We start from the raw sequence: 22,507 nt of genomic DNA on the forward strand, positions 1-22,507 counted from the left end.
GTTATGAAATCACAGCGCCGGGCCTCAGGTTTTACGTTAGTTGAGCTTATCGTGGTGCTGGTGTTAATCGGGGTGCTGGCGGTAAGCTTAGTACCCCGTTTTTTTGATGGCTCGGGCACATCTGAATACTTATACCGCGATCAGGCGCTAAACCTGTTACGCCGGGTGCAAATGCAGGCTATGCAATGTACGCTGGGCTGCAGCATAGCTGATGTCAATGTATCTTCTTCTGCCATAGTTATCGGCTCGGCAAATTGTAGCGATGCAGATACGACTAACTCGCTGTGTATCGCTGCGCGCGATGCGGTCGCATTGTCACCTGTTGGCACTATTCGCTTTGACAACTTTGGGCGGGCCAGCTGCAGTGCCGGCGCTTGTACGCTTAATGTGCTGGGCGCGTCTACACTAAGCGTCTGTATTGAAAGCGAAGGCTACATTCATCCATGTTAGCCCTGCAGCGTGGTTTCACACTCATTGAAATGATCGTCGGCATAGTGGTGCTGGCCATCAGTTTAAGCATTATTACCACTGTGCTGGGGCCGCTGTTTATTAAAAGTGCCGATCCCTGGCATCAGGTGCGCGCGGCCGAGTTGGGCCAAAGCCTGATGAACGAAATTATGGCCAAAGCCTTTGATGAAAACAGCAGCCGCAGTGGCAGTTTGTTGCGTTGTGGCGAAGCGGGAGCGGCGCCATGCTCGGTAGTGCTGGGGCCTGAAGAGTCCGAACGCAGCGAGTTTGATGACGTAGATGATTACCATAATTTTTTTGCCAGCGGTAACGACATTCACAGTATTTTTGGCGCCAGCGATACCCGGCTGCAAGATGTCTACCGTGGCTTTCAGTTACACATCAGCGTAACGGCCGACAGTCTGCAGACAAAACGTATTTTACTCACGGTCACTACGCCGACTGGTGCAGTGGTTGAGTTTAGTGCCATACGGGGCAACTGGTAATGCCTGCGCGTGGCTTTACCTTAATTGAGTTGGTTATCACTTTGGTGGTGCTGTCGATTATAGCGTTGGGCGTTACCAGCTATATTGGTATTGGCAGCCGTATGTATGCCGATGTTGCAGTGCGGGAGCAGGTATTGGGGCAAAGCCGGTTTGTTGCAGAGCGCCTGGTGCGCGAGCTTAGAAACGCCGCACCCAATAGTGTACGTATCAGTGAAACACCACTGGTTAGCTGCATTGAATTTACTCCGCTCCTGGTCAGTGGTATATATAGCCGCATACCCGTGGCGCCTGAATCTTCGACAGAGTTGGAATTACAACTTTTTGGCCCGGGTAGCCTGACATCCACCACGTCACTGTTAGTGTATCCGCAGCAGGCAGCAGATTATTACGCCGCTTCAGCCCGCAAGTTAGCGTTAAATAGCGCCCAGCGTGATGCTATTGCTGCAGCTTCCACATCAGGAGCTACTGTTACACTCACATTGGCAAGCAATTACAGTTTTCCTGCACACTCGCCAGAGCGACGATTTTACGTTAGTGGTGACCCAGTCAGTTATTGCTATCAGGCGGGGGCCATTTACCGGTACGCCGGGTATGTCTCTGCCGGGGTGCAGCCAGCGCCACCCGTTGGCGGCGTGTTAATGGCTGAGGGTGTAAGTGCTGCTGAGTTTGAGCTGCAACCGGCGGTGCTCACCCGCAATGCCGTGGTAAACCTGTTTCTACAATTTGCTGGCGCTGAAGCGGATATGTTTTTTAACTACGAGGTGCACTTACCCAATGTGCCTTAATAAAAAACAGCAGCGTGGCAGTGCGCTGGTGATTGCGGTATTTGTTATAGTGGTGATGCTGGCATTAACGCTTAGCCTGTCACGTTTATTGATCTCCAGCAGTGAAACGCTGGTATATGAAGTACAAGGCACACGAACATTGCTTGCTGCGCAAAGCGGCCTGGAGATAGCATTAACAGAACTTTTTCCTGTGCCGGCAGTGCTACCAAATTGTGCGTTGTTAACCGGCAGCTATACTTTTACTGGCCCGGCGTTGCAAGGGTGCAGCGCCACAGTCGGCTGTATACGTTATAGCGCTGCAGCGGCAGACGCCGTGGCTATTTTTCAGTTAAATAGCAGCGCTGATTGCACCGCTGGCGGTTTTCAAACCCGTCGTACAGTACAGATAGAGGTGCGTTAATGCGGCACTGGCAACAACTTATCGGGCTGTGTTTGCTGCTGTGCTCCGCTGCAGTGCAGGCGGTTGTGTGCAGTGATATCTGGACTCAGGCAGTGAGAGCAAATAGCAGTGTTCCTGCCACAATCACATTACCCGCAGCACTAAACGCGACCTTCCCTGAAGATCTTTCGCCAATAGATTACTATTATTCGGGTAATTTTGTCAGTGGGGCAAACCGTATCGCCCGCTCAAGTAGCGCCACTGCACGTTTAATTATCGATGGCAATTTTACGGTTGAATCAGGTTCTCGTTTTAATGCCAGCGGCCTGGCGCAAAACTTTATGCTTGTTGTTACTGGAAGCCTGACCATTCAGTCAGATGTGGTTATTAATGGCTTTATTCTGGCGGGTGGCGCTATCAGTATTACTAGTGGTGCCACTGTGAATGGCGCAGTTACGGCCCGTGGCGCCATTGCCAACAATGGCACGGTAAATTATCAAAGCGCACAGCTAATCAATATTAATGGTGGTACGGTTTGTCAGAACGCATTCTTAGAACTAAAAGCGCATTATCCTCTTGATCAATGCAGCGGCCCAAGTTCGGGCGTTATTGAAGATTTAACCGGTAGCTATCCGGCCTCTGCGGTAAATGTAGGTGCACAGGCGGACGGTCAGGTGCTGCAGGCCGCGGCGTTTTCTGCCGCTGCAGATTATATCAATATCCCCGCCAGTCTGGCCAACGGCGCTGGTAATTTTTCCTTAGCCATGTGGGTTCGGCTAGACAGCAGTGGCAGCGGTTTTCGGGAGTTATTCTCTGCCAGCAGCAACAGCTCTGACACTGAGCTTGAACTGTATATTAATGGCAGTAATGAAATACGAGCTGGCCTTAAAGGCGTTTATCATGCTTTTAGCGGTGGTAGTACCAGTGCGGTAGTTGCCAACAACGTGTGGATCCAGGTAACCCTGGTGCGCAGCGGTAGTCAGCTCTGTTTGTATAGCAACAACAATCTGGTTAACTGTGTTGCCGCCAGCACGACTAACTTGTCGGTAGCCCGTGCCGCTATCGGAATCTGGTGGCGGGCAAATGGCAGCCTGGCTGATAGCTTTCATGGCGATATTGACGAAGTACTTTGGTTTGACCAGGCGTTAACGGCGGCTCAGGTGAACTTGCTATATCAAAACCAGTTGGCCGGTAACAGTTTCGATGGAAGTAGCCGCGCCGACAGCTGCAGTGTGTGCCTGGCCGACGATTTTAGCGCCGGTGGCTTGTCTGACAACTGGGTAGTTGCACGCAGCAGTGGCAGCTTTACACCCACAGTGTTAAATGGCCGCTTGCGTATGACTCAAGCGGTAGCCAATCAGGCTACATCGGCCACGTTTCAGCGCTTGTATCCTGCAGCTAATAATTTGGTGGTGGTAGAGTTTGACTATCGTGCTTATGGCGGCAATGGTGCCGACGGGTTGGCTGTGGTGTTATCTGATGCCACTGTGACGCCACAGCCGGGTTCGTTTGGCGGGCCACTGGGCTACGGCTTTAAACCGGGTGTGCCCGGTTTTGCCGGCGGCTGGCTCGGATTTGGTCTGGATGAATTCGGTAATTTTTCCAACGAAGGCGGGAGCTATAACATAGGCAGACGCCGGCAAGCTGTCGCGGTCCGCGGCTCAGGCAGTGGCACATCCGGTTACCGTTACCTACGAGGCAGCTGTAACAATGGTACTTCCAATACCGGCACGGCCTGCCTTACACCGGCAGTCGACGGCAATGAAAATACACCACACCGTTACCGGTTCACTATCGACTCCCGCATTGCGGGTGCCACACAAGTATCGGTTGAACGTGATACTGGTAGTGGTTTTGTTATGCTTATTGCGCCATTTAATGCGCAAGGTCAAACCGGGCAGGCAGCAGTACCGGAAAACTTTTTTCTGTCTTTTACCGGCTCTACCGGTGGCTCTACCAATATACATGAGCTTGATAATCTGAGTATTTGTGCACTGCGTTCTAATGCCGTTGGCCAGCAGATTGACCATATTGAGTTAACGCACTCAGCTAGTAGCGTTAGCTGTTTGGCAGCTCCGGTGCAGCTTAAAGCTTGCCTTAACGCCGATTGCAGCAGTTTATTTACTAACCCGGTCAGCGTCACCTTAAGCGCGACCTCCGGCAACTGGGCAATGCAGCCGGTGCAGTTAATTAATGGTACGGGCACTGCTTATTTGCGGAATACGGCAGGGGGGCTTAGTAGCATTGGTGTCACTGAAACGGTACCCGCCAGAAAGGCGTTTAGCCAAACCGTATGTAAGATAGGCACGAATAACAGCAATTGCCAGATCAATTTTACCAATACAGGTTTGGCCGTTACGGCAGCCAACGGCACTAGTGCAGTGCCCAATAGCGTAGCGGCTGAAAATGTCAGTGCTGTGCTTCGTGCCGTGCGCACAAACAGCGTTACCGGCGCATGTGAGGCCAGAGTAAGTGGTACGCAAAGTGTGCAGCTGGGGTTTAGTTGTGACAACCCGGGTAGCTGTATAGCAGGCCAGCAATTGCGTATTAATGGCACGGCTATCGCGGCGAATAATGCCGGTACCAGTAGTAGCCGAACATCGGTTAATCTGCTGTTTGACAACGCTGGCTCTGCGCCGCTAAATCTGAATTATACCGATGTGGGCCAGCTCATGCTGCATGCCAGCCTGACGTTGCCAGAGCAGGCACCGGACCCCGCCATTATCCTAACCGGCAGTAGTAATGCATTCGTCGTGAAGCCGCATACCTTGGCTGTCACCTCAGCGAGTCGTCAGAATGACACTGCTAACCCGGCAACAACAAGTGCTGGCGCTGGTTTTGTTGCCGCCGGGGAGTTATTTAAGGCTAACGTTGAAGCGCGAAATGCCGCTGGCGCAGCGACGCCAAACTTTGGTAAAGAAACGCCGCGTCAGCAGGTTAATCTGGCGTTTGACAGTCTGGTGTATCCGGCCGGCGGTGTCGCTGGTGTGTTAAATCCGGGTAGCACTAATCTGGCCTTGGCAGCCAGCGGCGGCAGCCAGCAGGTCAGCAATCTGAGTTGGCAGGAAGTAGGAAGTCTGCGCCTGCGAGCTGAGTTAACCAGCAATAATTATCTTGGCGCTGGCGATGTTATCGCTAAGCCGGCCAGCGGTACTATCGGCCGCTTCTACCCGCAACATTTTGCGTTAGCAATCAGTAATAGCCTGAATAGCTGTGGTACGTTTAGTTATATGTCACAGCCAGCAATCGAACTGAAGTATCAATTGCAAGCTCGCAGTCTGGCTAATACGCTGACACAAAATTACACCGCAGGTTACAACAATACCGCGCAGTTTGCCGTGGTAGCCGAAAATCTAAGCGCCAGCAACTTGGCTGTTAATCTTGGCGGGCGTTTAGCTGTTAGTTCTGGCAGCTGGAATGCGGGTGTGTACAGTGTTAACCAGTCCAATGCGGCGTTTAACCGGCAATTGTCCGGTGCTATCGATGGGCCGTATACCCAGCTGCAATTGGGGCTGCAGGTATTAACCGAGCAGGACAATCGTAACTTTGCTAGTTTGGATATGGACGCCAGTACGCCCGGTGGCGCTGCATGCGGTGCCAGTTGCACAGCGGTGGCGTTGGCGCAGCCGCTAGATTTGCGCTATGGCCGATTGATGCTTGAAAATAGCTTCGGCCCGGAGAGCGAAAACCTGCCATTGCAGCTGCGGGCAGAATACTGGAATGGCAACGCTTTTGTCCGCAACTTACCAGATAGCTGCAGCCCGTTAAATAGCAGCCGTATTGTTGTGCCTATTTCGTTTGTATCGGAAGATGGTGGTAGTGCTACTATCACGGCAAATTCTAATCCGTTATCACCCAACCTAGTCCAAGGCAGTAGTATAATAAACGGTGCCAGCCAGCTATGGCTCAATGCACCAAATCCTAATCTGCGTGGTGCAGGTAACATTGAGTATCAACTAAATGATCACCCCTGGCTGCAATACGATTGGATGACGGAGCCTGTAGGAAACCCGGTTGTTATGGAAAACCCTACTGCCGATTTTGTGTTCGGTCGCTTTCGTGGCAACCCACGGCAGATTTCCTGGCGTGAACTGTTTCGTTGATTGGGGGTCTGAGAAGCAGCATGGCGCTAATCCAACAACAAATAGGTAAATTCTGACATTTCTTGGCTTAATTGCACAAAAAAGTAAGATAAGGCTATTCACACGCTGGCGAGTTACATAGAATAACTCAAGCTATATTGACTATCGCTGCGACCTTAGTGCGCAGTAGTGCTGATCTGCCATTGGCTGGTCAGGTTTATAAGGATCCGGTTTCTCCATGTTTAATAAATTGCGTGGCCTCTTTTCAAACGACTTATCTATCGACCTGGGTACTGCAAATACTCTAATTTATGTTAAAGATCAGGGCATTGTGCTGAACGAGCCTTCTGTAGTGGCTATACGGCAGGAGCGCGCTGGCGGGCCTAAAAGTGTGGCAGCAGTTGGCCACGCCGCTAAACGTATGCTGGGCCGTACGCCCGGTAATATCAAAGCTATCCGGCCAATGAAAGACGGCGTGATCGCTGATTTCTATGTCACCGAAAAAATGTTACAGCATTTTATTCGCCAGGCGCACAGCAACAGCTTTTTACGTCCCAGCCCGCGCGTGTTGGTGTGTGTACCTTGCGGTTCGACTCAAGTAGAGCGTCGTGCCATTAGGGAGTCTGCGCAAGGTGCTGGCGCGCGCGAGGTGTATTTAATTGACGAGCCAATGGCTGCCGCTATTGGTGCCGGCTTACCGGTATCAGAAGCCACCGGCTCTATGGTAGTGGATATTGGTGGCGGTACTACCGAAGTGGCCATTATCTCGTTAAACGGTGTGGTGTATTCCTCCTCAGTACGTATTGGTGGCGACAAATTTGATGACGCTATCGTCAACTATATCCGTCGTAACTACGGTATCTTAATTGGTGAAGCCACAGCCGAGCGCATTAAAACCGAAATAGGTTCAGCCTATCCCAGTGATGACGTGCTGGAAATTGAAGTACGTGGCCGTAATCTGGCCGAAGGTGTGCCGCGCAGCTTTACCATGACCAGCAACGAAATTTTAGAAGCGCTGCAAGAGCCGCTAGCCGGTATCGTCAGTGCAGTAATGGTGGCCTTGGAACAGTCTCCACCAGAGCTGGCATCAGATATTTCTGAACGTGGTATGGTATTAACCGGTGGTGGTGCCTTATTACGCGATCTGGATCGGTTATTGATGGAAGAAACTGGCATTCCGGTGGTTGTTGCCGATGATCCCTTAACTTGTGTGGCTCGTGGTGGTGGTAAAGCACTGGAAATGATCGATATGCATGGCGGTGATGTGTTCAGTTATGACTAACTGAACACACGCCAATGTTGGCAGTGCTATGAATCAAAGTTATCGTCGGGGTCCCTCATTGCCACTGCGGCTGTTTTTGGCTGTAGTGCTTAGTGCTGGCTTAATGTTTCTTGATAGATATACCGACAGCTCAACGCAGCTACGCAGCTACCTTACTACGGCGGTTAGCCCGCTATTCTATGTTGCCAGCTTGCCGGAAACGCTGTTTTCCGGAGCGTCTGAGCAATTCATGTCGCAGCAAGCTGTATTGGAAGAAAATGCCCGCTTAAAAGAAACCCTGTTGCAACAGAGCGGCCAGTTGCAACTAATGGCCTATTTGCAGCAGGAAAATGACAAATTGCGCGCCTTGTTGGGTTCGTCTGCAGCTATTGAAGGTGAACGTTTAGTAGCCGAAGTATTGGCCGTTTACAGCCATCCGTTCAGCCATCAGGTGGTACTGAATAAAGGCAGTAAACACGGTGTGACAGAGCATCAGGCGGTGATTGACGATCAAGGCATTGTCGGCCAAATAGTCAGCGTCGGCCCGGCCAGCAGCCGCGCATTGCTGATTTCAGATAACACTCATGCGATTGCCGTGCGCGCTGAACGTAGCGGCGTGCGCGCTATCGTTGAAGGCCTTGGCCAGTGGGATGTGTTGCGGGTACTGCACCTGCCGCACAGCACCGATATTCGAGAGGGCGACCGCTTATTGTCGTCCGGCCTTGATAGTCGTTTCCCAGAGGGATACCCCGTAGCACGCGTGGTGCGGATCAGCCAGGATGCCAGTCAGCCTTTTATGCTGGTGTATGCCGAGCCTTATGCCCGGCTGGATCGCATTCGCCATGTGTTGTTATTGTCAAAGTTGCAGCAAGCGATTGATGCAACCGACCTTGTCACACAGGAGCAACCCTGATGCGCAAAGCGGGACGGATAGGTTTTGTTTATTTGTCGGTGTTTATTGCGTTATTGCTAACCGTAATGCCAATGCCGCAGCTGGTTAAGTTGGCCAGGCCAGACTGGGCTCTGTTGGTGCTAATGTATTGGACTATGGCATTGCCGCAACGGGTTAGTGTTGGTACGGCGTTTTTTACTGGTTTTGTGGTCGATGTGTTGGTGGGTACCGTGCTGGGTGTCAATGCATTGGCATTTGCAGTGGTGATTTTTGTGGTTGCCCAGCATCACCTTAAAATGCGCAACTTTTCTGTAGTGCAGCAGTCATTATTGCTCGGTCTGTTGCTGGCGCTTTATCAATTATTATTGTTCTGGCTCAGTCACTTTCTTACCGGGGTGTATTTTATGCCGCAGTATTTATGGCCGGTGGTTACTGGCATGTTAGTGTGGCCCTGGTTGTTCTGGTTATTAAGACGTTATCGTCGGCAGTTGAAAATTCAATGAGTTACCCAAGTATTTTGTTAGCCTCTTCATCAATACGCCGGCGTGAACTGTTGGCACAGCTGGGCGTGTCGTTTGAGTTAATTCCTGCCGATATTGATGAAACCCCGCAACACAATGAACGGCCTGCCGACTATGTACAGCGGCTTGCCCCGGCCAAGGCAAGGGCTGGTTTGGCTCGCTCGGATGGTAGCAAGCCCGTGTTAGGCGCTGATACGATTGTCGTCGTCGACGGTCAAATTCTGGGAAAACCGGCAGACTTCAAGGCTTTTAGCCATACTATGCAACAGTTGTCCGGTCGCTGCCATCAGGTGATGACGGCGATAGCCTTAGTGGATCAACAGCGTTGTTTGCAACAACTCGTGTCTACCGAAGTCTGCTTTCGCCCGCTAAGTGCTGACGATATTGCGCGCTATTGGCAAACAGGCGAACCGCTGGATAAAGCCGGTGGTTATGGTATTCAGGGCCTTGCGGCTAAGTTTGTCCAGCGCATCAACGGCAGTTACACAGCAGTAGTGGGTTTACCGCTGTGCGAAACTGAGCAATTACTTTTGCAGTGGCAGAAACACAGATGAGCGCAGAACTATTACTGAATGTTACCCCCAGCGAAACCCGGGTGGCACTGATCGAAAATGGCGTACTACAAGAATTGCATATCGAGCGCCAAGCCAAGCTTGGCCTGGTGGGCAATGTATATGTTGGCAAAGTTAGCCGGGTACTGCCGGGTATGCAGGCTGCTTTTGTTGATATTGGTTTGGACAAAGCGGCCTTTTTGCATGCTTCCGACATTGTGCAACATGACCCGTTAACCGAAACTGAGAGTAAGCCTGCCGTCAGTAAAGATATTCGTGTATTAGTACGTGAGGGCCAGTATTTGCTGGTGCAGGTGGTAAAAGATCCCTTGGGAACTAAGGGCGCTCGTCTTACCACCGACATTACCCTGCCTTCGCGTTATCTGGTATTTATGCCGGGTTCTCCTCATGTTGGTGTATCACAGCGGCTGGAAAGTGACAGTGAGCGGCAACGTTTAAAAGACATCGTCAGCCAATATTTAGACGATAGTGGTGGCTTTATTGTGCGCACCGCAGCCGAGGGTGCCAAGGAAGAAGAGTTAGCTCAGGATGCCAAATTTCTGAAAAAGCTATGGGCAAAAATAGTTAAACGGAAACAAAAAACCCGCAAAGAGGGTGTGGTGTATGAAGACCTTACGCTGAGCTACCGTATCCTGCGTGATTTTGTTGGCACCGAACTGGAACGGATAAGGGTAGATTCTAAACTTACATTCCAGCAGCTTACGGCCTTTTGCGAAGAGTTCATTCCGCATTTATCACCGCTGTTAGAATACTACCCCGGCGAGCGGCCTATTTTTGATATGTTCGATGTCGAAAATGAGATCCAGCGCGCGTTGGAGCGTAAGGTGCCGTTGAAAAGCGGGGGCTACCTGATTATCGACCAGACCGAAGCGATGACCACCATCGACGTTAATACCGGGGCTTTTGTCGGTCATCGCAACCTGGATGAAACTATTTTTAATACTAATACCGAAGCTACGCAGGCGATTGCCCGTCAGCTAAGACTGCGCAATCTGGGCGGTATTATTATTATCGATTTTATCGATATGCAAAGCAGCGAACACAAGAAGCGGGTATTTCATAGCCTTGAGCTATCGTTAGCGCGCGACCGGGCTAAAACCAACATTCATGGTTTCTCGGCCTTGGGTTTAATAGAGATGACGCGTAAAAGAACCCGCGAAAGTCTGGAACATATTCTTTGCTCTGAGTGTCATGTATGTAAGGGACGCGGCAGTTTAAAGACAGTTGAGACAGTGTGTTTTGAAGTGCTGCGTGAAATAGTGCGGGTAAACCGGGCTTATGCTGCCGATAAATTTGTGGTGTATGCCTCACCAGCGGTGAAAGATGCCCTGACCAATGACGAGTTTCATAGCCTGGCCGAAGTGCAGGTTTTTATTGGCAAGCAAATTAGTATTCACACCGAGTCGTTATACACGCAGGAGCAATTTGATGTGGTGATGATGTAGTGCAACGCGCAACGCGGGTTTGTTTTTACTGCTTACATAAACTCTGGCTTACACTGGCGGTGAGCCTGGTGTTGTTGGCGGTGTTTATCTCTGTTTTGCGCTACAGCCTGCCCTATGCCGACAACTACAAACATCATATCGAACGTCTGATCAATGACCGTTATGGCGCCAATGTCAGCATTGGTGAGTTAAGTGCTGGTTGGCAAAAATTTGGTCCGGCGTTGTTATTACGTAATGTCACCCTGTTAGATGACAAAGCCAAGCTACAGTTAAATATTGCCGAAACCCGGGTTCGGCTGGATTTTTGGCGCAGCTTACGCAACCGCCAGCTTACCGCGCAGCACTTTGAATTAAGCGGGCTGCGGTATTATGCCGACGCCGACCGCCTGCTCAGCACCGATGGTGCTGACACGCTGGATACCGCCCCGGTTTTTGCGGCATTAGAGCAGCTATTTTTCCGCCAGCTTACCTACTTTTCTGTTGTCGACAGCCAGCTGATCCTACAAAACGATGACAACCCTGATGTGGTGGTTGATATTATCCAGTTAGACTGGGCTAACCGCGACAACCGGCACCAAGGCTATGGTGAGCTGTCTCTGGCTGGGGTTACTGCCAATACCGTGTCATTTGTGCTGGATTTATATGGCGATACCTTGGCCGACGCCTTTGGCCAGTTGTATCTACAGAGCGACAAGCTTGATGTCCTGCCCTGGTTCCGCACCCAAGTGCCTGCCAGCCAAAAGCTGCAGCATGCTAGCATTAATTTCAAAGCGTGGGGCCGCATCGACAATGGTTTGCTGCGCCGTATTCAGCTGGAGCTGGCCGATAATCGCTTAAGCTGGCAACAGGATGGCGTGGCACAAAGCCTGCAGTTAAGCGCTGGTCAGTTGCTGTGGGCACCTGAAACAGACGGTTGGTCATTGTCATCTGGCGCGCTAACCTTATCCGACCCACTGCAACAATGGCAGGGGCTGACGTTTTCAATTCAGCGCACAGCGGACGAATGGCTGGGTAGCGTACAAAATTTTCCGCTTGGTGCAGTCACACCGCTGGCGGGTTTATTTGCTGAGGACATAGATCAGTTGCAACAGCTGGTAGCTTATCAACCCGCGGGCGATATCCGTCAGCTACAGTGGCGCATGGCTGACGGTAGTTGGCAGGCGCAGGGCAGCTTCAGTGATGTCAGCTCATTAGCACGTGGTGATATCCCCGGGGTTAATAAACTTAACGGCGATTTTTTGCTATCACCACAACTGATCCGCCTGCAGCTGGACAGTGTCGCCAGCGAGCTTAGCTGGGACGGGCTCTTTATCGATGCTACGCCATACCAGGTATTGTCGGCAACAATTTATGCCAAGCGCGATGTTACTGCAGGGCATGCCGGGGCAACATCATGGCAGCTCAGTATTCCAACGGTTAGTTTGCATAGCGACGAGCTACAACTGGATGCCAGCCTGCAATTAGGCCATGAGTTGAGTATAGTGGCGCGGTTACAGCAGCTGGATGCACAGCGTGCCTGGCAGTATTTTCCACAGCGCTATATGCCCCAGCTTACGCGTGAATATTTAACCACCGCGATAAAAGCCGGCAACCTGACAGATGCCACTATGCTGTGGCATGGCAAGCCTGCCGATTTTCCTTACCGTGAGCAGCAAGGCGTATTCCAGGTGCTGGCCACTTTACAGCACGGTGAGTTTAGTTTTGCGCCGGACTGGCCAGACATTAACGGTCTCACTGCGGAGTTGTGGTTTGAAAACGCTGCAATGCAGATCCAATCTGTGGCCGGGAGCCTAAGTGATGTTGCATTGCAGCGCAGCGTGACTGCGACTATAGCCAATTTGTTTCATGCCGATACCCTCGATATTCATATTAAACAGCAGCTTGAAGCCAGCACACTCACCGGACTGATGCTTCAGTCGCCGTTACAGCACACGCTGGGCAAAACCTTGCAATATTTAGGCGCAGAAGGGACGGTGAGTGGCGATGTCAAGCTGGCAATTGGTTTAAAACAGCCAGCAGTGGTAGCTTCGGGCTCGGTGCAATTTGCCGACAGCCGGTTATCGCTGCAGGCACCAGCACTACACTTTGATCAGCTTAATGGCAGTTTACACTTTAACAATGCGCATATTTGGGCCGAACAACTGCAGTTAGGCTGGCGCGGTGTCGACATGACAGCCGCCTTGCAGGGTGAGCAGACTGATAATGGCTATCAATTGGCATTGCAGTTGGCTGGCCAGCAAGGCGCCGGACCATTGCTGCAAACACTTTATGCGCCTGGCAGTGATTTAATTGCCGGCAGCGCAGACTGGCAGGTTCAGTTGGCGTTAAATTTGCCTGAGAGCGGCTTTACTTATCAGGCCGAGTTGCGCGCAGACTTAGAGCAAACGGCATTACTGCTGCCAGCGCCTTACGCTAAGGCCGTCGGCGAGCCCGCCGAGCTGGTGTTGACAGTAACCGGTGATGCCAATCAGTCGGCAATAGCGGCTCATCTGCAGCAAAACCTGCACTTTAATGCCATGTTTGAGCACGATAGCCAGCAGCTAAGCCGGGCAAATTTGAGCTTGGGGCCGGATGATGCTGCCCTGACTGCGGCAGAATTTACTATCAACATTGATTTGCCGCAGTTAGATGGCTTAGCCTGGTTCGACCTGGTACAGCAACAATTGCAAGCTAACGCCGACAATGACAACCCGGCATTGTTTCCACCATTATCACTTGTGCGGGGCACCGTGGCTCAGTTAGATATTGCCCCTGGCATCCGCCTGACTAACAGCGTATTTGAGCTAAAGCAGCAGCCAGAATTGTGGCAGTTGCAATTGAATGGTACCGAGATTGCCAGTCGTTGGCAGTTCAGTAAACAGTGGCAGCAGCAGGGCATTAATGCCACCTTAGATTATCTGCATTTGCCTATCAGCAGTGGCGATGATGTCAGCGAGCAAGCTGCAGACCTTACGCAGCAATTGGCATTAACCGCCCAACGTTGGTTTTTGCAGTTGCCGCCGTTGCAGCTAAGTTGTGCCGATTGCTCTGTGGGAAGCTATCGTTTTGGCCAGGTTAGCGCCAGTGCAATTAGCCTGGCCGACCGTTGGCAACTAACAAACCTGAGTGCCCGGTATAAGAAAAGCCAACTTCAGCTGGCCGGTTTTTGGCAGGATGACGGAATTGCAGGTTTCAGCCAGTTTAGTGGCCAGCTGCGCAGCGACAATATTGGCGGCATGCTGGATGAGTATCAGCTTACATCGGCTATCTCCGGCAGTACCGCCGATATCAACTTTAGCCTGGGGTGGCCGGGCGCACCCAATCAGTTTGCCTTAGAGCAGCTTTCTGGCGAGCTAGACTATGTTCTTGGCGAAGGCGCATTAACCGAAGTCAGTGATCAGGGCTCACGACTATTCTCCATTTTTAGTCTTGATTCATTACTACGTAAGTTACGGCTAGATTTTCGCGATGTATTTGCCAAAGGTTTTTTCTACAACAATATGAGCGGCAAGCTGGCTATTAGTCATGGGGTGGCGCAAACCAGCAATGCCAGTATCGATGGCGTGCCGGGAAACCTGCAAATACAGGGCTATGCTGATCTGGTGAGTAAAAATCTCGATTACCAGATGGCGTTTTCGCCTAAAGTTACCTCCAGTTTGCCGGTAATTATCGCCTGGATGGTAAACCCAGCTACCGGTTTGGCCGCACTGGCACTGGATGAAGTGTTCCAAAGTGCTGAAGTGATCTCAAAAATTAACTTTACCGTTACCGGCAGTTTTGCCAAGCCGGTCGTCACCGAAGTGAACCGTCATAGTACAGAGGTGCCTGTACCTGTGCGGGTTGCGCAGCCCGAGGCAATTATTGAATTACCTGCGCCGTCTCAGCCGGAATCAGATCGGCGGCAACCCCATGGCTAACTGGCGCTTGTCGGCTATTCAATTAACCAGTACTCCCAATCCAGAGTACAATTTGGCGCAGGTGGCGTTATATCTGCAGCAGATGTCTGAGCAGTTTAACCAGGATTTACCACATTTGGTGGCGTTGCCAGAATGTTTTGCCGTATTTGGCGGGGCTGATGGCCTGCAGTTGCAATATCAGGCAGCGTTGGGGCAGGGTGTTATTCAGCAAGGGTGTGCTGCGCTGGCGCAACAGTTTGGGCTGTATTTGCTGGCTGGCTCGTTACCTACAATCAGCGCTGATCCGCAGCGCTTTAGTGCCAGTAGTGTGTTATTTGCGCCAGATGGCAGCATAGTAGCAGACTACCAAAAAATGCACTTGTTTGACGTAGCCGTGCATGACCGCACTGGTAGTTATCGTGAGTCGGCAAGTACCAACCCCGGACAAAAAATTAGCCTGGCAACGGCTGGGCAGTTAAAGCTTGGCATGACGATATGCTATGATGTGCGCTTTCCCGGCCTGATGCAGGCATTGGCAAGTCAGGGCATGAATGTACTAAGCGTGCCATCTGCTTTTACCCGGGTAACCGGCGCCGCCCACTGGCACATATTGCTGCAAGCCAGAGCAATAGAAAACCAGTGTTTTGTGCTGGCGCCGAATCAAACCGGCACCCATGCTAACGGCCGTGAAACATTCGGCCACAGCCTGATTATTGACCCCTGGGGCCGGGTATTGGCCGATGCTGGCGAGCAGCCAGGTTGGATATCGGCAACAGTAGATTTAACAGAGTGCCAACGGCAGCAGGCAAGTATGCCGCTGGCACAACACAACCGATTTAACAGTGAGCTAAAACCATGACTGCACCAGAGCAGAACCTGATCACCGCCTCCGACCTGACAGACCAAGATTTGCAGGCCACACTGGGCTATTTGTTTGATCATCAGCTCGATTTTGCTGACTTATATTTTCAATCCAGCGTGCATGAATCCTGGGTGCTGGAAGATGGGCTGGTTAAAGATGGTTCCTTTAATATAGAGCGGGGCGTTGGCGTACGCGCGATCAGCGGTGAAAAAACCGGCTTTGCTTATGCCGACACCATCAGTGCTGTGGCGTTAAAGCAAGCGGCTAGTGCCGCGCGCGGGATTGCCGCCGCCGGCCAGCACGGTAGTGTAAAAGCGTTTAGCAAAACCGGCAACAGCAATATTTACCTGCCATGCGAGCCGCTGCAAAGCCTGACCAATACCGATAAAGTGGGTTTGCTGCATCAAATTGAAGCCTATATTCGTACCCTGGATAGCCGTGCAGAGCAGGTAATGGTGAGTTTGTCGGGGGTATATGAAGAAATTCTGGTCGCGGCCAGTGACGGCACCTACGCCAGCGATATAAGGCCATTGGTGCGGCTAAACTGTTCGGTACTGTTACAGCAAGGCGATCGGCGTGAACGCGGCAGTGCCGGTGGCGGTGCACGCACGTCTTATAGCTATTTCACCGAGGATGTTAATGGTGAACCACGCTGGCAGCATTACGCCCGTGAGGCAATACGGCAGGCTCAGGTTAATTTAACCGCCATCGACGCGCCAGCCGGCACTATGCCGGTGGTTTTGGGCAGTGGTTGGCCTGGGGTGTTGTTGCACGAAGCGGTAGGCCATGGATTAGAGGGCGACTTTAACCGTAAAGGTTCATCGACGTTCAGTGGCCGGATTGGCCAGCAAGTCGCCTCTAAGCTGTGCACTATTGTTGACGACGGCACCTTAGCTCACCGCCGTGGCTCGCTGAATATCGATGATGAAGGCGTACCAAGCCAATATAATGTGCTGATCGAAAATGGCATATTAAAAGGCTATATTCAGGATAAACACAACGCTATGTTAATGGGCGTGCCGCCGACCGGGAATGGCCGGCGCGAGTCTTTCGCCCATTTACCTATGCCGCGTATGACCAATACTTATATGCTGGCCGGTGACAGTGATCCGGCTGAGATTATCGCCAGTGTTAAAAAAGGCATATATGCGCCTAACTTTGGTGGCGGCCAGGTTGATATTACCTCGGGCAAATTTGTGTTTTCCGCCTCAGAAGCTTATTTAATTGAAAATGGCAAAATTACCGCCCCGATCAAAGGTGCAACGCTTATTGGCAATGGCCCTGAAGCTATGCAACAGGTATCAATGGTAGGGAATGACTTAGCACTCGATGCCGGTGTCGGTGTCTGTGGTAAGCAAGGCCAAAGCGTGCCGGTAGGTGTAGGCCAGCCTACACTGAAGCTGGATGCAATGACCGTAGGCGGCACGCAGTAAGGTGCCCGGCTTTACACATAAATACAGTAAATAGAATAAATCACAGGACTTAACGCAAATGGCAGCATTTGGCACCGTATTTACGCCGGAGATGATCCTCTCCCGTTTTGATAACAACAGCTGGACTGAGCCAAAAATAGTGGCAGCAGACAGCATTAGCCTGCATCCGGGCGCGCATGTGCTGCATTATTCCAGCACCTGTTTTGAAGGCTTAAAAGCGTTCAGGCACGACGATGGCGGTATTTACATTTTCCGCATGGACAAAAACGTCGCCCGTCTGGCGCAAAGCAGCGAGTTATTGTCGTTACCGAAATTCGATGGCGGCATGCTTAGCCAAATGATCCTGGATATTGTTAAGCGCTATGCCGCCGACGTGCCTAATCCGCCGGGCTCTATGTATATTCGCCCAACCCATATCGGCACTGAAGCTTCAATCGGTAAAGCCGCTGCGCCCAGCTTGCAATCAATGCTATATGTATTGTTATCGCCGGTAGGGGATTATTTTGCCGGTGGCGCTAAACCGTTACGTTTATTGCTGGAAGATAACGCCCGCTGTGCCTCGCATATGGGCATGGTAAAAAGTGGTGGCAACTATGCCAGCGCGCTGCAACCTATAATGAAAGCCCGTGCTGCAGTACAGGCTGATCAGGTTCTGTTTTGCCCGAATGGCGATGTGCAGGAAACCGGTGCGGCTAACTTTTTACTGATAGACGGTAATGAAATTATTACCAAAGCGCTGGATAGCAGCTTTTTGCACGGTGTTACCCGTGATTCTATTCTAACCTTGGCGCGTGATCGCGGTATGACAGTATCTGAGCGCGAACTGACAGTAGACGAGTTGTTAGAACGGGCTGCTAAGCCAGGTGCTGAAGCGGCACTGTCTGGCACAGCCGCAGTATTAACGCCGGTAGGTACCTTAATTCACAATGGTAAAGAATATCAGGTGGGTTCTGGCCAAGGCGGTGATACCACCAATGCGCTGCGTCAGGCATTGAATGCGATTCAGTGGGGTAAAACCGAAGATAAACACGCCTGGCTAACCAAAGTGTGTTAAATGTTGATGAACGCATAAAAAAAGGCCGCTTAGCGGCCTTTTTTAATCCTGAATAACCAGCGGCTTAATAAACTGAAACAATTCACGAAACGCTTTAGGCGGTTGCTGCTTTTCCTGCTCTTTCTTGGTATTACGAATAAGCTGGCGCAGTTGCTGCACATCGACATCGGGATAGCTAGCAATAAACGCAGTAATGGCGTCATTATCGTCCAGTAATTTATCGCGCCATTGCTCAACTTTATGAAATTGCCGGGTGGCAGCCTGGTTGGTGTTACGCAGCAGGGCCAAAGCTTGTTCTATTGGCTCTAAATCCCGCGTACGCATTAAGCGACCAATAAATTGAATATGGCGGCGTAGCGCTTCACGCTTATTGCTAAGCTTGTCGGCCAATTGCAGCGCGTCTTTTAATTCGTCGTCCAGTGGCACCCTGGCGCGTGAAGCAGCGCTTAGCGACACCAGCTCTTCACCCAGCTTTTGCAGCTCGTGCATTTCACGCTTTACCTGCGACTTACTCTTGCCTTCTTCTTCGTCCCAGGTATCGCCGTTAATAAAATCGGTCATCTTTGGTTCACTCTTAATAATAATGCCGCTAAGTATACATGATCTGGCGTGGCAACAGCAGCCAGCGTGAGCAGACTATGATAAGCTGAGCAGAGTTTTTTTCAGGCAGACATAACATTATGCACGTAACACAACCGACTATCTGGCAGGAAATTGACGAAGTAAAACAGGCCGTAGCCGAAGTACTGGCGCATGCTAAGCAACTGGGCGCCAGCAGTGCTGAAGCGTCGATGAGCCGAACCAAAGGCTTAAGTGTAGAAACTCGCCACGGCGAAGTAGAAACTGTTGAGTTTAATCAGGACGGTGGCCTGGGCATCAGTTTATATTTTGGTCAGCGTAAAGGCTCGGCCTCTACTGCCGATTTAAGCCCGCAAGCATTACGCCGCACCGTAGAAGCCGCAGCCGATATTGCCCGTTATACCTCAGAAGATCCCCATACGGGTATTGCTGAAGCGAGCTGGCTGGAAATGTCGCCGCCGGATCTGGATTTATATTATCCAGACAGCATTGGCACCGATGAGGCCATTGCTTTGTGTGCGGCCTCTGAAGCGGCAGCTTTTGCCACCGACAGCCGGATCACCAATTCCGAGGGCGCGTCATTTTCATCGCACACCGGTTTAAAAGTCTATGGTAACAGCCACGGTCAGTTGGTAGGCCATCCTAGCTCACGTCACAGCTTTAGCTGCGTGGTAATAGGTGAAGATGGCGACGATATGCAGCGTGATTACAGTTTCACTGTAGCGCGCCAGTATAGTAAGTTGCTGGACCCAAAACAAATTGGCCGCGAAGCCGCATTAGAAACCATTGCCCGGCTAAATGCGCGACAAATTGCCACGCAAAAAGTACCGGTTATTTTTCGGGCGGATATCGCCAGTAGCCTGTTTGGCCATTTGGTGTCGGCCATTAGCGGCGGCAGTATTTACCGCAAGTCGAGCTTCTTACTGGATAAAGTCGGCAAGCAAATTATGGCACCGTCGATTAGCATTTTGGAGCAACCACATTTAAAACAGGCGTTGGCATCCAGCCCTTTCGATGGAGAGGGGGTGAAAACCCGCGATCTGGCCGTTATTGAGCAAGGGGTACTTACCACCTACCTTACTACCAGTTATTCGGCACGTAAGCTGGGTATGGCCAGCACCGGGCATGCTGGCGGTATTCACAACTGGCTGGTGCAGCATGGTGATGAAGACTTACTGCAATTGTGTCGCACTATGGGCAAAGGCCTGCTGGTTACCGAGCTGATGGGCCAGGGCGTTAATACGGTCACCGGCGATTACTCGCGCGGTGCGGCAGGGTTTTGGGTTGAACACGGCGAAATCCAGTTCCCGGTATCGGAAGTGACTATTGCAGGCAATTTAGCCGATATGTTTATGCAGATGGCCGCAGTGGGCAACGATGTTGACCGCCGCGGCGGCGTGCTAACGGGTTCAGTACTGATAAGCCAAATGCAGGTAGCTGGCAGCTAAGTGTGCCACAGGCATTAAAAAGCCCCGCTGTGTTGCCACAGCGGGGCTTTTTTTGTCTACAGCATATTAATCTACTTTGGTTTTTAAACCACGGCGGATTAATAGCGCATCTGTGGTAGGTTCCTGGCCACGGAAGGCTTTGTAAGATTCCATCGGTGGGCGGGAGTTACCCACAGACAGAATGTTTTTCCGGTAGTTTTGGCCATTCTCTAGTTTCAGGCCGCCCTGGCTTTGTACAAACGCAAAGGCATCTGCCGCTAAAATTTCACTCCACATATAGGCGTAATAACCGGCAGAATAACCGCCGCCCATCGAGTGTGAAAAGAAGGTAGATTTATAGCGCGGTGGCACGGCGACTAAGTCGACACCGTGTTTTTTTAATGCTGCAGCTTCAAAGGCGTTAACGTCTTGCAGTGCTTCGTCGGCGGATAATGAGTGCCATTCCATATCTAATAACGCCGCTGACATATATTCCAACGTATCAAAACCCTGATTAAAGCTGCGCGAGTTCATAACTTTTTGCAGTAATTCTGCCGGAATGGCTTCGCCGGTTTGGTAGTGCTTGGCGTAGTTGGCAATGACTTCCGGGTTAGCGGCCCAGTCTTCTTCAAAGGTAGATGGAAACTCAACAAAGTCGCGTGATACCGAAGTACCCGCCAGCGTTGGGAAATTAACGTCAGAGAACATACCATGCAAGCCATGACCCAGCTCGTGGAACATGGTAGTCACATTATCATAGCTAACCAGCGTAGGTTCTCCTGCTGGTGCTTTAGGAATATTCATTACGTTTACCACCACCGGTTTTTGCCCGGTTAAATGTGACTGGCCCACAAACGAACTCATCCATGCACCGCCACGTTTACCTTCGCGGGCAAAGTAATCGGCATAGAATATCGCCAGGCTGGTGCCGTCGGCATCAAACAGCTCGTAAGCTTCAACGTCAGGGTGGTATACCGGCAAGTCTGGCCGCGGTGTAAAAGTAACGCCGTACAAGCGGTTCATGGTGTAAAATACGCCATCTTTTAATACGCGGTTAAATTCGAAATACTGTTTAACTTCGTTTTCATCCAGCTCAAATTTGGCCTGGCGTACAAACTCGGCGTAGTACTCCCAGTCCCATGGTTGCAGTTCAAAATTACCACCTTTTTGCTTAATCATTTCTTGAATAGCCGCGGCTTCTTTGTTGGTGTTGGCAACTACGGCAGGCACCATGCTACCTAACATATCAAACACCGCTTGTGGTGTTTTTGCCATTTGCGCTTCTAAGCCATAACTGGCCCAGTTGTCATAACCTAACAGCTTGGCGCGTTCGGCCCGCAGTTGTGCTAAGCGTGCTACTAACGGCCGGTTGTCTGTATCGCCACTTTGCGCACGGTTGGCAGATGCTTGCCACACACGCTGGCGCAACTCGCGGTTGCTCAGCTGAGCTAATACCGGTTGGCGTGTAGTATTGGTAATGCTAAGTAAGTACTTACCTTCGTGACCAGCAGCTTTAGCAGCATTGGCTGCTGCCGTAATTTGCGATTCAGATAAACCATCCAGCTCTGCTTTGGTTTCAACTACCACAGCGATCTTTTTAGTTTCAGCCAGCAGGTTTTGTGAGAATTGGTTGGTTAGGGTGGAATGCTCTTCGTTCAGGGCGCGGATAGCGGTTTTTTGCTCGTCGGTCAGTTGGGCGCCGGCGCGCACAAAACGTTCATAATAAACTTCAATTAACCGCACCGACTCGCTGTCGAGCTTTAAGTCGTTACGTTGGTTATACAGGCTCTTTATGCGGGCGAACAGCTGCGGATTCAGGTTAATGTTGTCTGAATGCGCTGCCATTTTCGGGGCTAACTCTGACTGAATTTCGCGCCGTTGTGGGTTAGAGTTTGAGCCGGCCAGGTTATAAAATATGCGAGAAACCCGCGTCAGTAGCTCGCCGCTTTTTTCCAGTGCTACCAGTGTATTGTCAAAAGTCGCCGGCGCCGGGTTGTTAGCGATGGCCAGTACTTCTGCCATGTGCTGCTGCATACCCTCGACAAACGCCGGTAGGAAATGGTCATCGTTTATTTCAGTAAAATTAGGTGCTTCATATTGCAAGGTGCTTTTAATCATTAGCGGATTACCCGAATTGGCCTCTGCTGTGTTGCTGGCTTCAGCCGTTGTTTGCTGATTAGCGGTTTGTTGTGGCGCCGTGTTGTCAGAGCAGGCACTAAGCGCCAGCGCTGCGGCCACGGTAGTGGCTATAAGTGTTTTACGCATGTTGTAACTCCCTGGAAGATGAAAGCATAGTTATAGTAAGTGCGCTGCAGCGCGGGTTGTTTCGAGTATGCCAAAAAGCAGCGCAGAGTCATTGGCTTTGCAGCCAGTTGCCAACAAATTAA

16 protein-coding genes and 1 pseudogene are annotated in these 22,507 nt (G+C 51.2%); 15 read left to right on the forward strand and 2 right to left on the reverse strand.

Translation table 11 applies throughout. The features are described from left to right. Positions 1 to 3 precede the first annotated feature (3 nt). From I4W93_RS19725 to I4W93_RS19790, 14 genes and pseudogenes are all read left to right on the forward strand, one after another. A complete protein-coding gene (locus I4W93_RS19725; protein ID WP_205313643.1) occupies positions 4 to 450 on the forward strand; it encodes a prepilin-type N-terminal cleavage/methylation domain-containing protein in 447 nt (148 codons plus the stop codon). Continuing rightward, entirely contained in the window at positions 444 to 953 is a 510-nt protein-coding gene (locus I4W93_RS19730) for a type IV pilus modification PilV family protein (protein WP_205313642.1), read from the forward strand. The genes I4W93_RS19725 and I4W93_RS19730 overlap by 7 nt, the downstream gene beginning before the upstream one ends. Next, positions 953 to 1,738, forward strand: coding sequence for a PilW family protein (locus tag I4W93_RS19735; protein WP_205313641.1), 786 nt, complete (start codon positions 953 to 955; stop codon positions 1,736 to 1,738). Before I4W93_RS19730 ends, I4W93_RS19735 begins: the two co-directional genes overlap by 1 nt. Continuing rightward, complete coding sequence (locus I4W93_RS19740) at positions 1,728 to 2,138, forward strand: type II secretory pathway component (RefSeq protein ID WP_205313640.1); 411 nt, start codon at positions 1,728 to 1,730, stop codon at positions 2,136 to 2,138. Before I4W93_RS19735 ends, I4W93_RS19740 begins: the two co-directional genes overlap by 11 nt. Beyond that, positions 2,138 to 6,220 (forward strand): DUF6701 domain-containing protein, encoded by a 4,083-nt coding sequence (locus tag I4W93_RS19745; RefSeq protein ID WP_205313639.1) that lies wholly within the window; start codon positions 2,138 to 2,140, stop codon positions 6,218 to 6,220. The genes I4W93_RS19740 and I4W93_RS19745 overlap by 1 nt, the downstream gene beginning before the upstream one ends. Before the next feature lie 217 nt (positions 6,221 to 6,437). Then, the gene (locus tag I4W93_RS19750; RefSeq protein ID WP_008219881.1) at positions 6,438 to 7,481 is read left to right on the forward strand and encodes a rod shape-determining protein; all 1,044 of its coding nucleotides are present in this window, start codon (positions 6,438 to 6,440) and stop codon (positions 7,479 to 7,481) included. A 28-nt stretch (positions 7,482 to 7,509) separates the two neighbouring features. Next, on the forward strand, positions 7,510 to 8,373 hold the full coding sequence (gene mreC / locus I4W93_RS19755) for a rod shape-determining protein MreC (protein ID WP_205313638.1): 864 nt from the start codon (positions 7,510 to 7,512) through the stop codon (positions 8,371 to 8,373). After that, complete coding sequence (gene mreD / locus I4W93_RS19760) at positions 8,373 to 8,855, forward strand: rod shape-determining protein MreD (RefSeq protein ID WP_205313637.1); 483 nt, start codon at positions 8,373 to 8,375, stop codon at positions 8,853 to 8,855. The genes mreC and mreD overlap by 1 nt, the downstream gene beginning before the upstream one ends. After that, positions 8,852 to 9,427, forward strand: coding sequence for a Maf family protein (locus tag I4W93_RS19765; RefSeq protein WP_205313636.1), 576 nt, complete (start codon positions 8,852 to 8,854; stop codon positions 9,425 to 9,427). Before mreD ends, I4W93_RS19765 begins: the two co-directional genes overlap by 4 nt. After that, on the forward strand, positions 9,424 to 10,890 hold the full coding sequence (rng, locus tag I4W93_RS19770; RefSeq protein ID WP_205313635.1) for a ribonuclease G: 1,467 nt from the start codon (positions 9,424 to 9,426) through the stop codon (positions 10,888 to 10,890). Before I4W93_RS19765 ends, rng begins: the two co-directional genes overlap by 4 nt. Beyond that, entirely contained in the window at positions 10,890 to 14,786 is a 3,897-nt protein-coding gene (locus tag I4W93_RS19775) for a YhdP family protein (RefSeq protein ID WP_205313634.1), read from the forward strand. The genes rng and I4W93_RS19775 overlap by 1 nt, the downstream gene beginning before the upstream one ends. Beyond that, on the forward strand, positions 14,779 to 15,624 hold the full coding sequence (locus I4W93_RS19780) for a carbon-nitrogen hydrolase family protein (RefSeq protein WP_205313633.1): 846 nt from the start codon (positions 14,779 to 14,781) through the stop codon (positions 15,622 to 15,624). The genes I4W93_RS19775 and I4W93_RS19780 overlap by 8 nt, the downstream gene beginning before the upstream one ends. After that, entirely contained in the window at positions 15,621 to 17,060 is a 1,440-nt protein-coding gene (tldD, locus tag I4W93_RS19785; RefSeq protein ID WP_205313632.1) for a metalloprotease TldD, read from the forward strand. Before I4W93_RS19780 ends, tldD begins: the two co-directional genes overlap by 4 nt. A 55-nt stretch (positions 17,061 to 17,115) precedes the next feature. Then, positions 17,116 to 18,114 (forward strand): annotated as a pseudogene (locus I4W93_RS19790) (branched-chain amino acid aminotransferase); the annotation flags it as partial. 42 nt (positions 18,115 to 18,156) lie between these two features. On the opposite strand, the gene yjgA reads toward I4W93_RS19790, so the two are convergent. After that, a complete protein-coding gene (gene yjgA / locus I4W93_RS19795) occupies positions 18,157 to 18,675 on the reverse strand; it encodes a ribosome biogenesis factor YjgA (protein WP_205313630.1) in 519 nt (172 codons plus the stop codon). A 119-nt stretch (positions 18,676 to 18,794) separates the two neighbouring features. On the opposite strand from yjgA, the gene pmbA reads away from it, so the two are divergent. After that, positions 18,795 to 20,141, forward strand: a complete 1,347-nt coding sequence (pmbA, locus tag I4W93_RS19800; RefSeq protein WP_205313629.1) for a metalloprotease PmbA — start codon at positions 18,795 to 18,797, stop codon at positions 20,139 to 20,141. A 66-nt stretch (positions 20,142 to 20,207) separates the two neighbouring features. On the opposite strand, the gene I4W93_RS19805 is transcribed toward pmbA, so the two are convergent. Then, a complete protein-coding gene (locus I4W93_RS19805) occupies positions 20,208 to 22,385 on the reverse strand; it encodes a M3 family metallopeptidase (protein ID WP_205313628.1) in 2,178 nt (725 codons plus the stop codon). Between the last annotated feature and the right edge of the window lie 122 nt (positions 22,386 to 22,507).

The sequence above is a fragment of the Rheinheimera maricola genome, from assembly GCF_016918075.2.
Taxonomy (GTDB): Bacteria; Pseudomonadota; Gammaproteobacteria; order Enterobacterales; family Alteromonadaceae; genus Alishewanella; species Alishewanella maricola_A.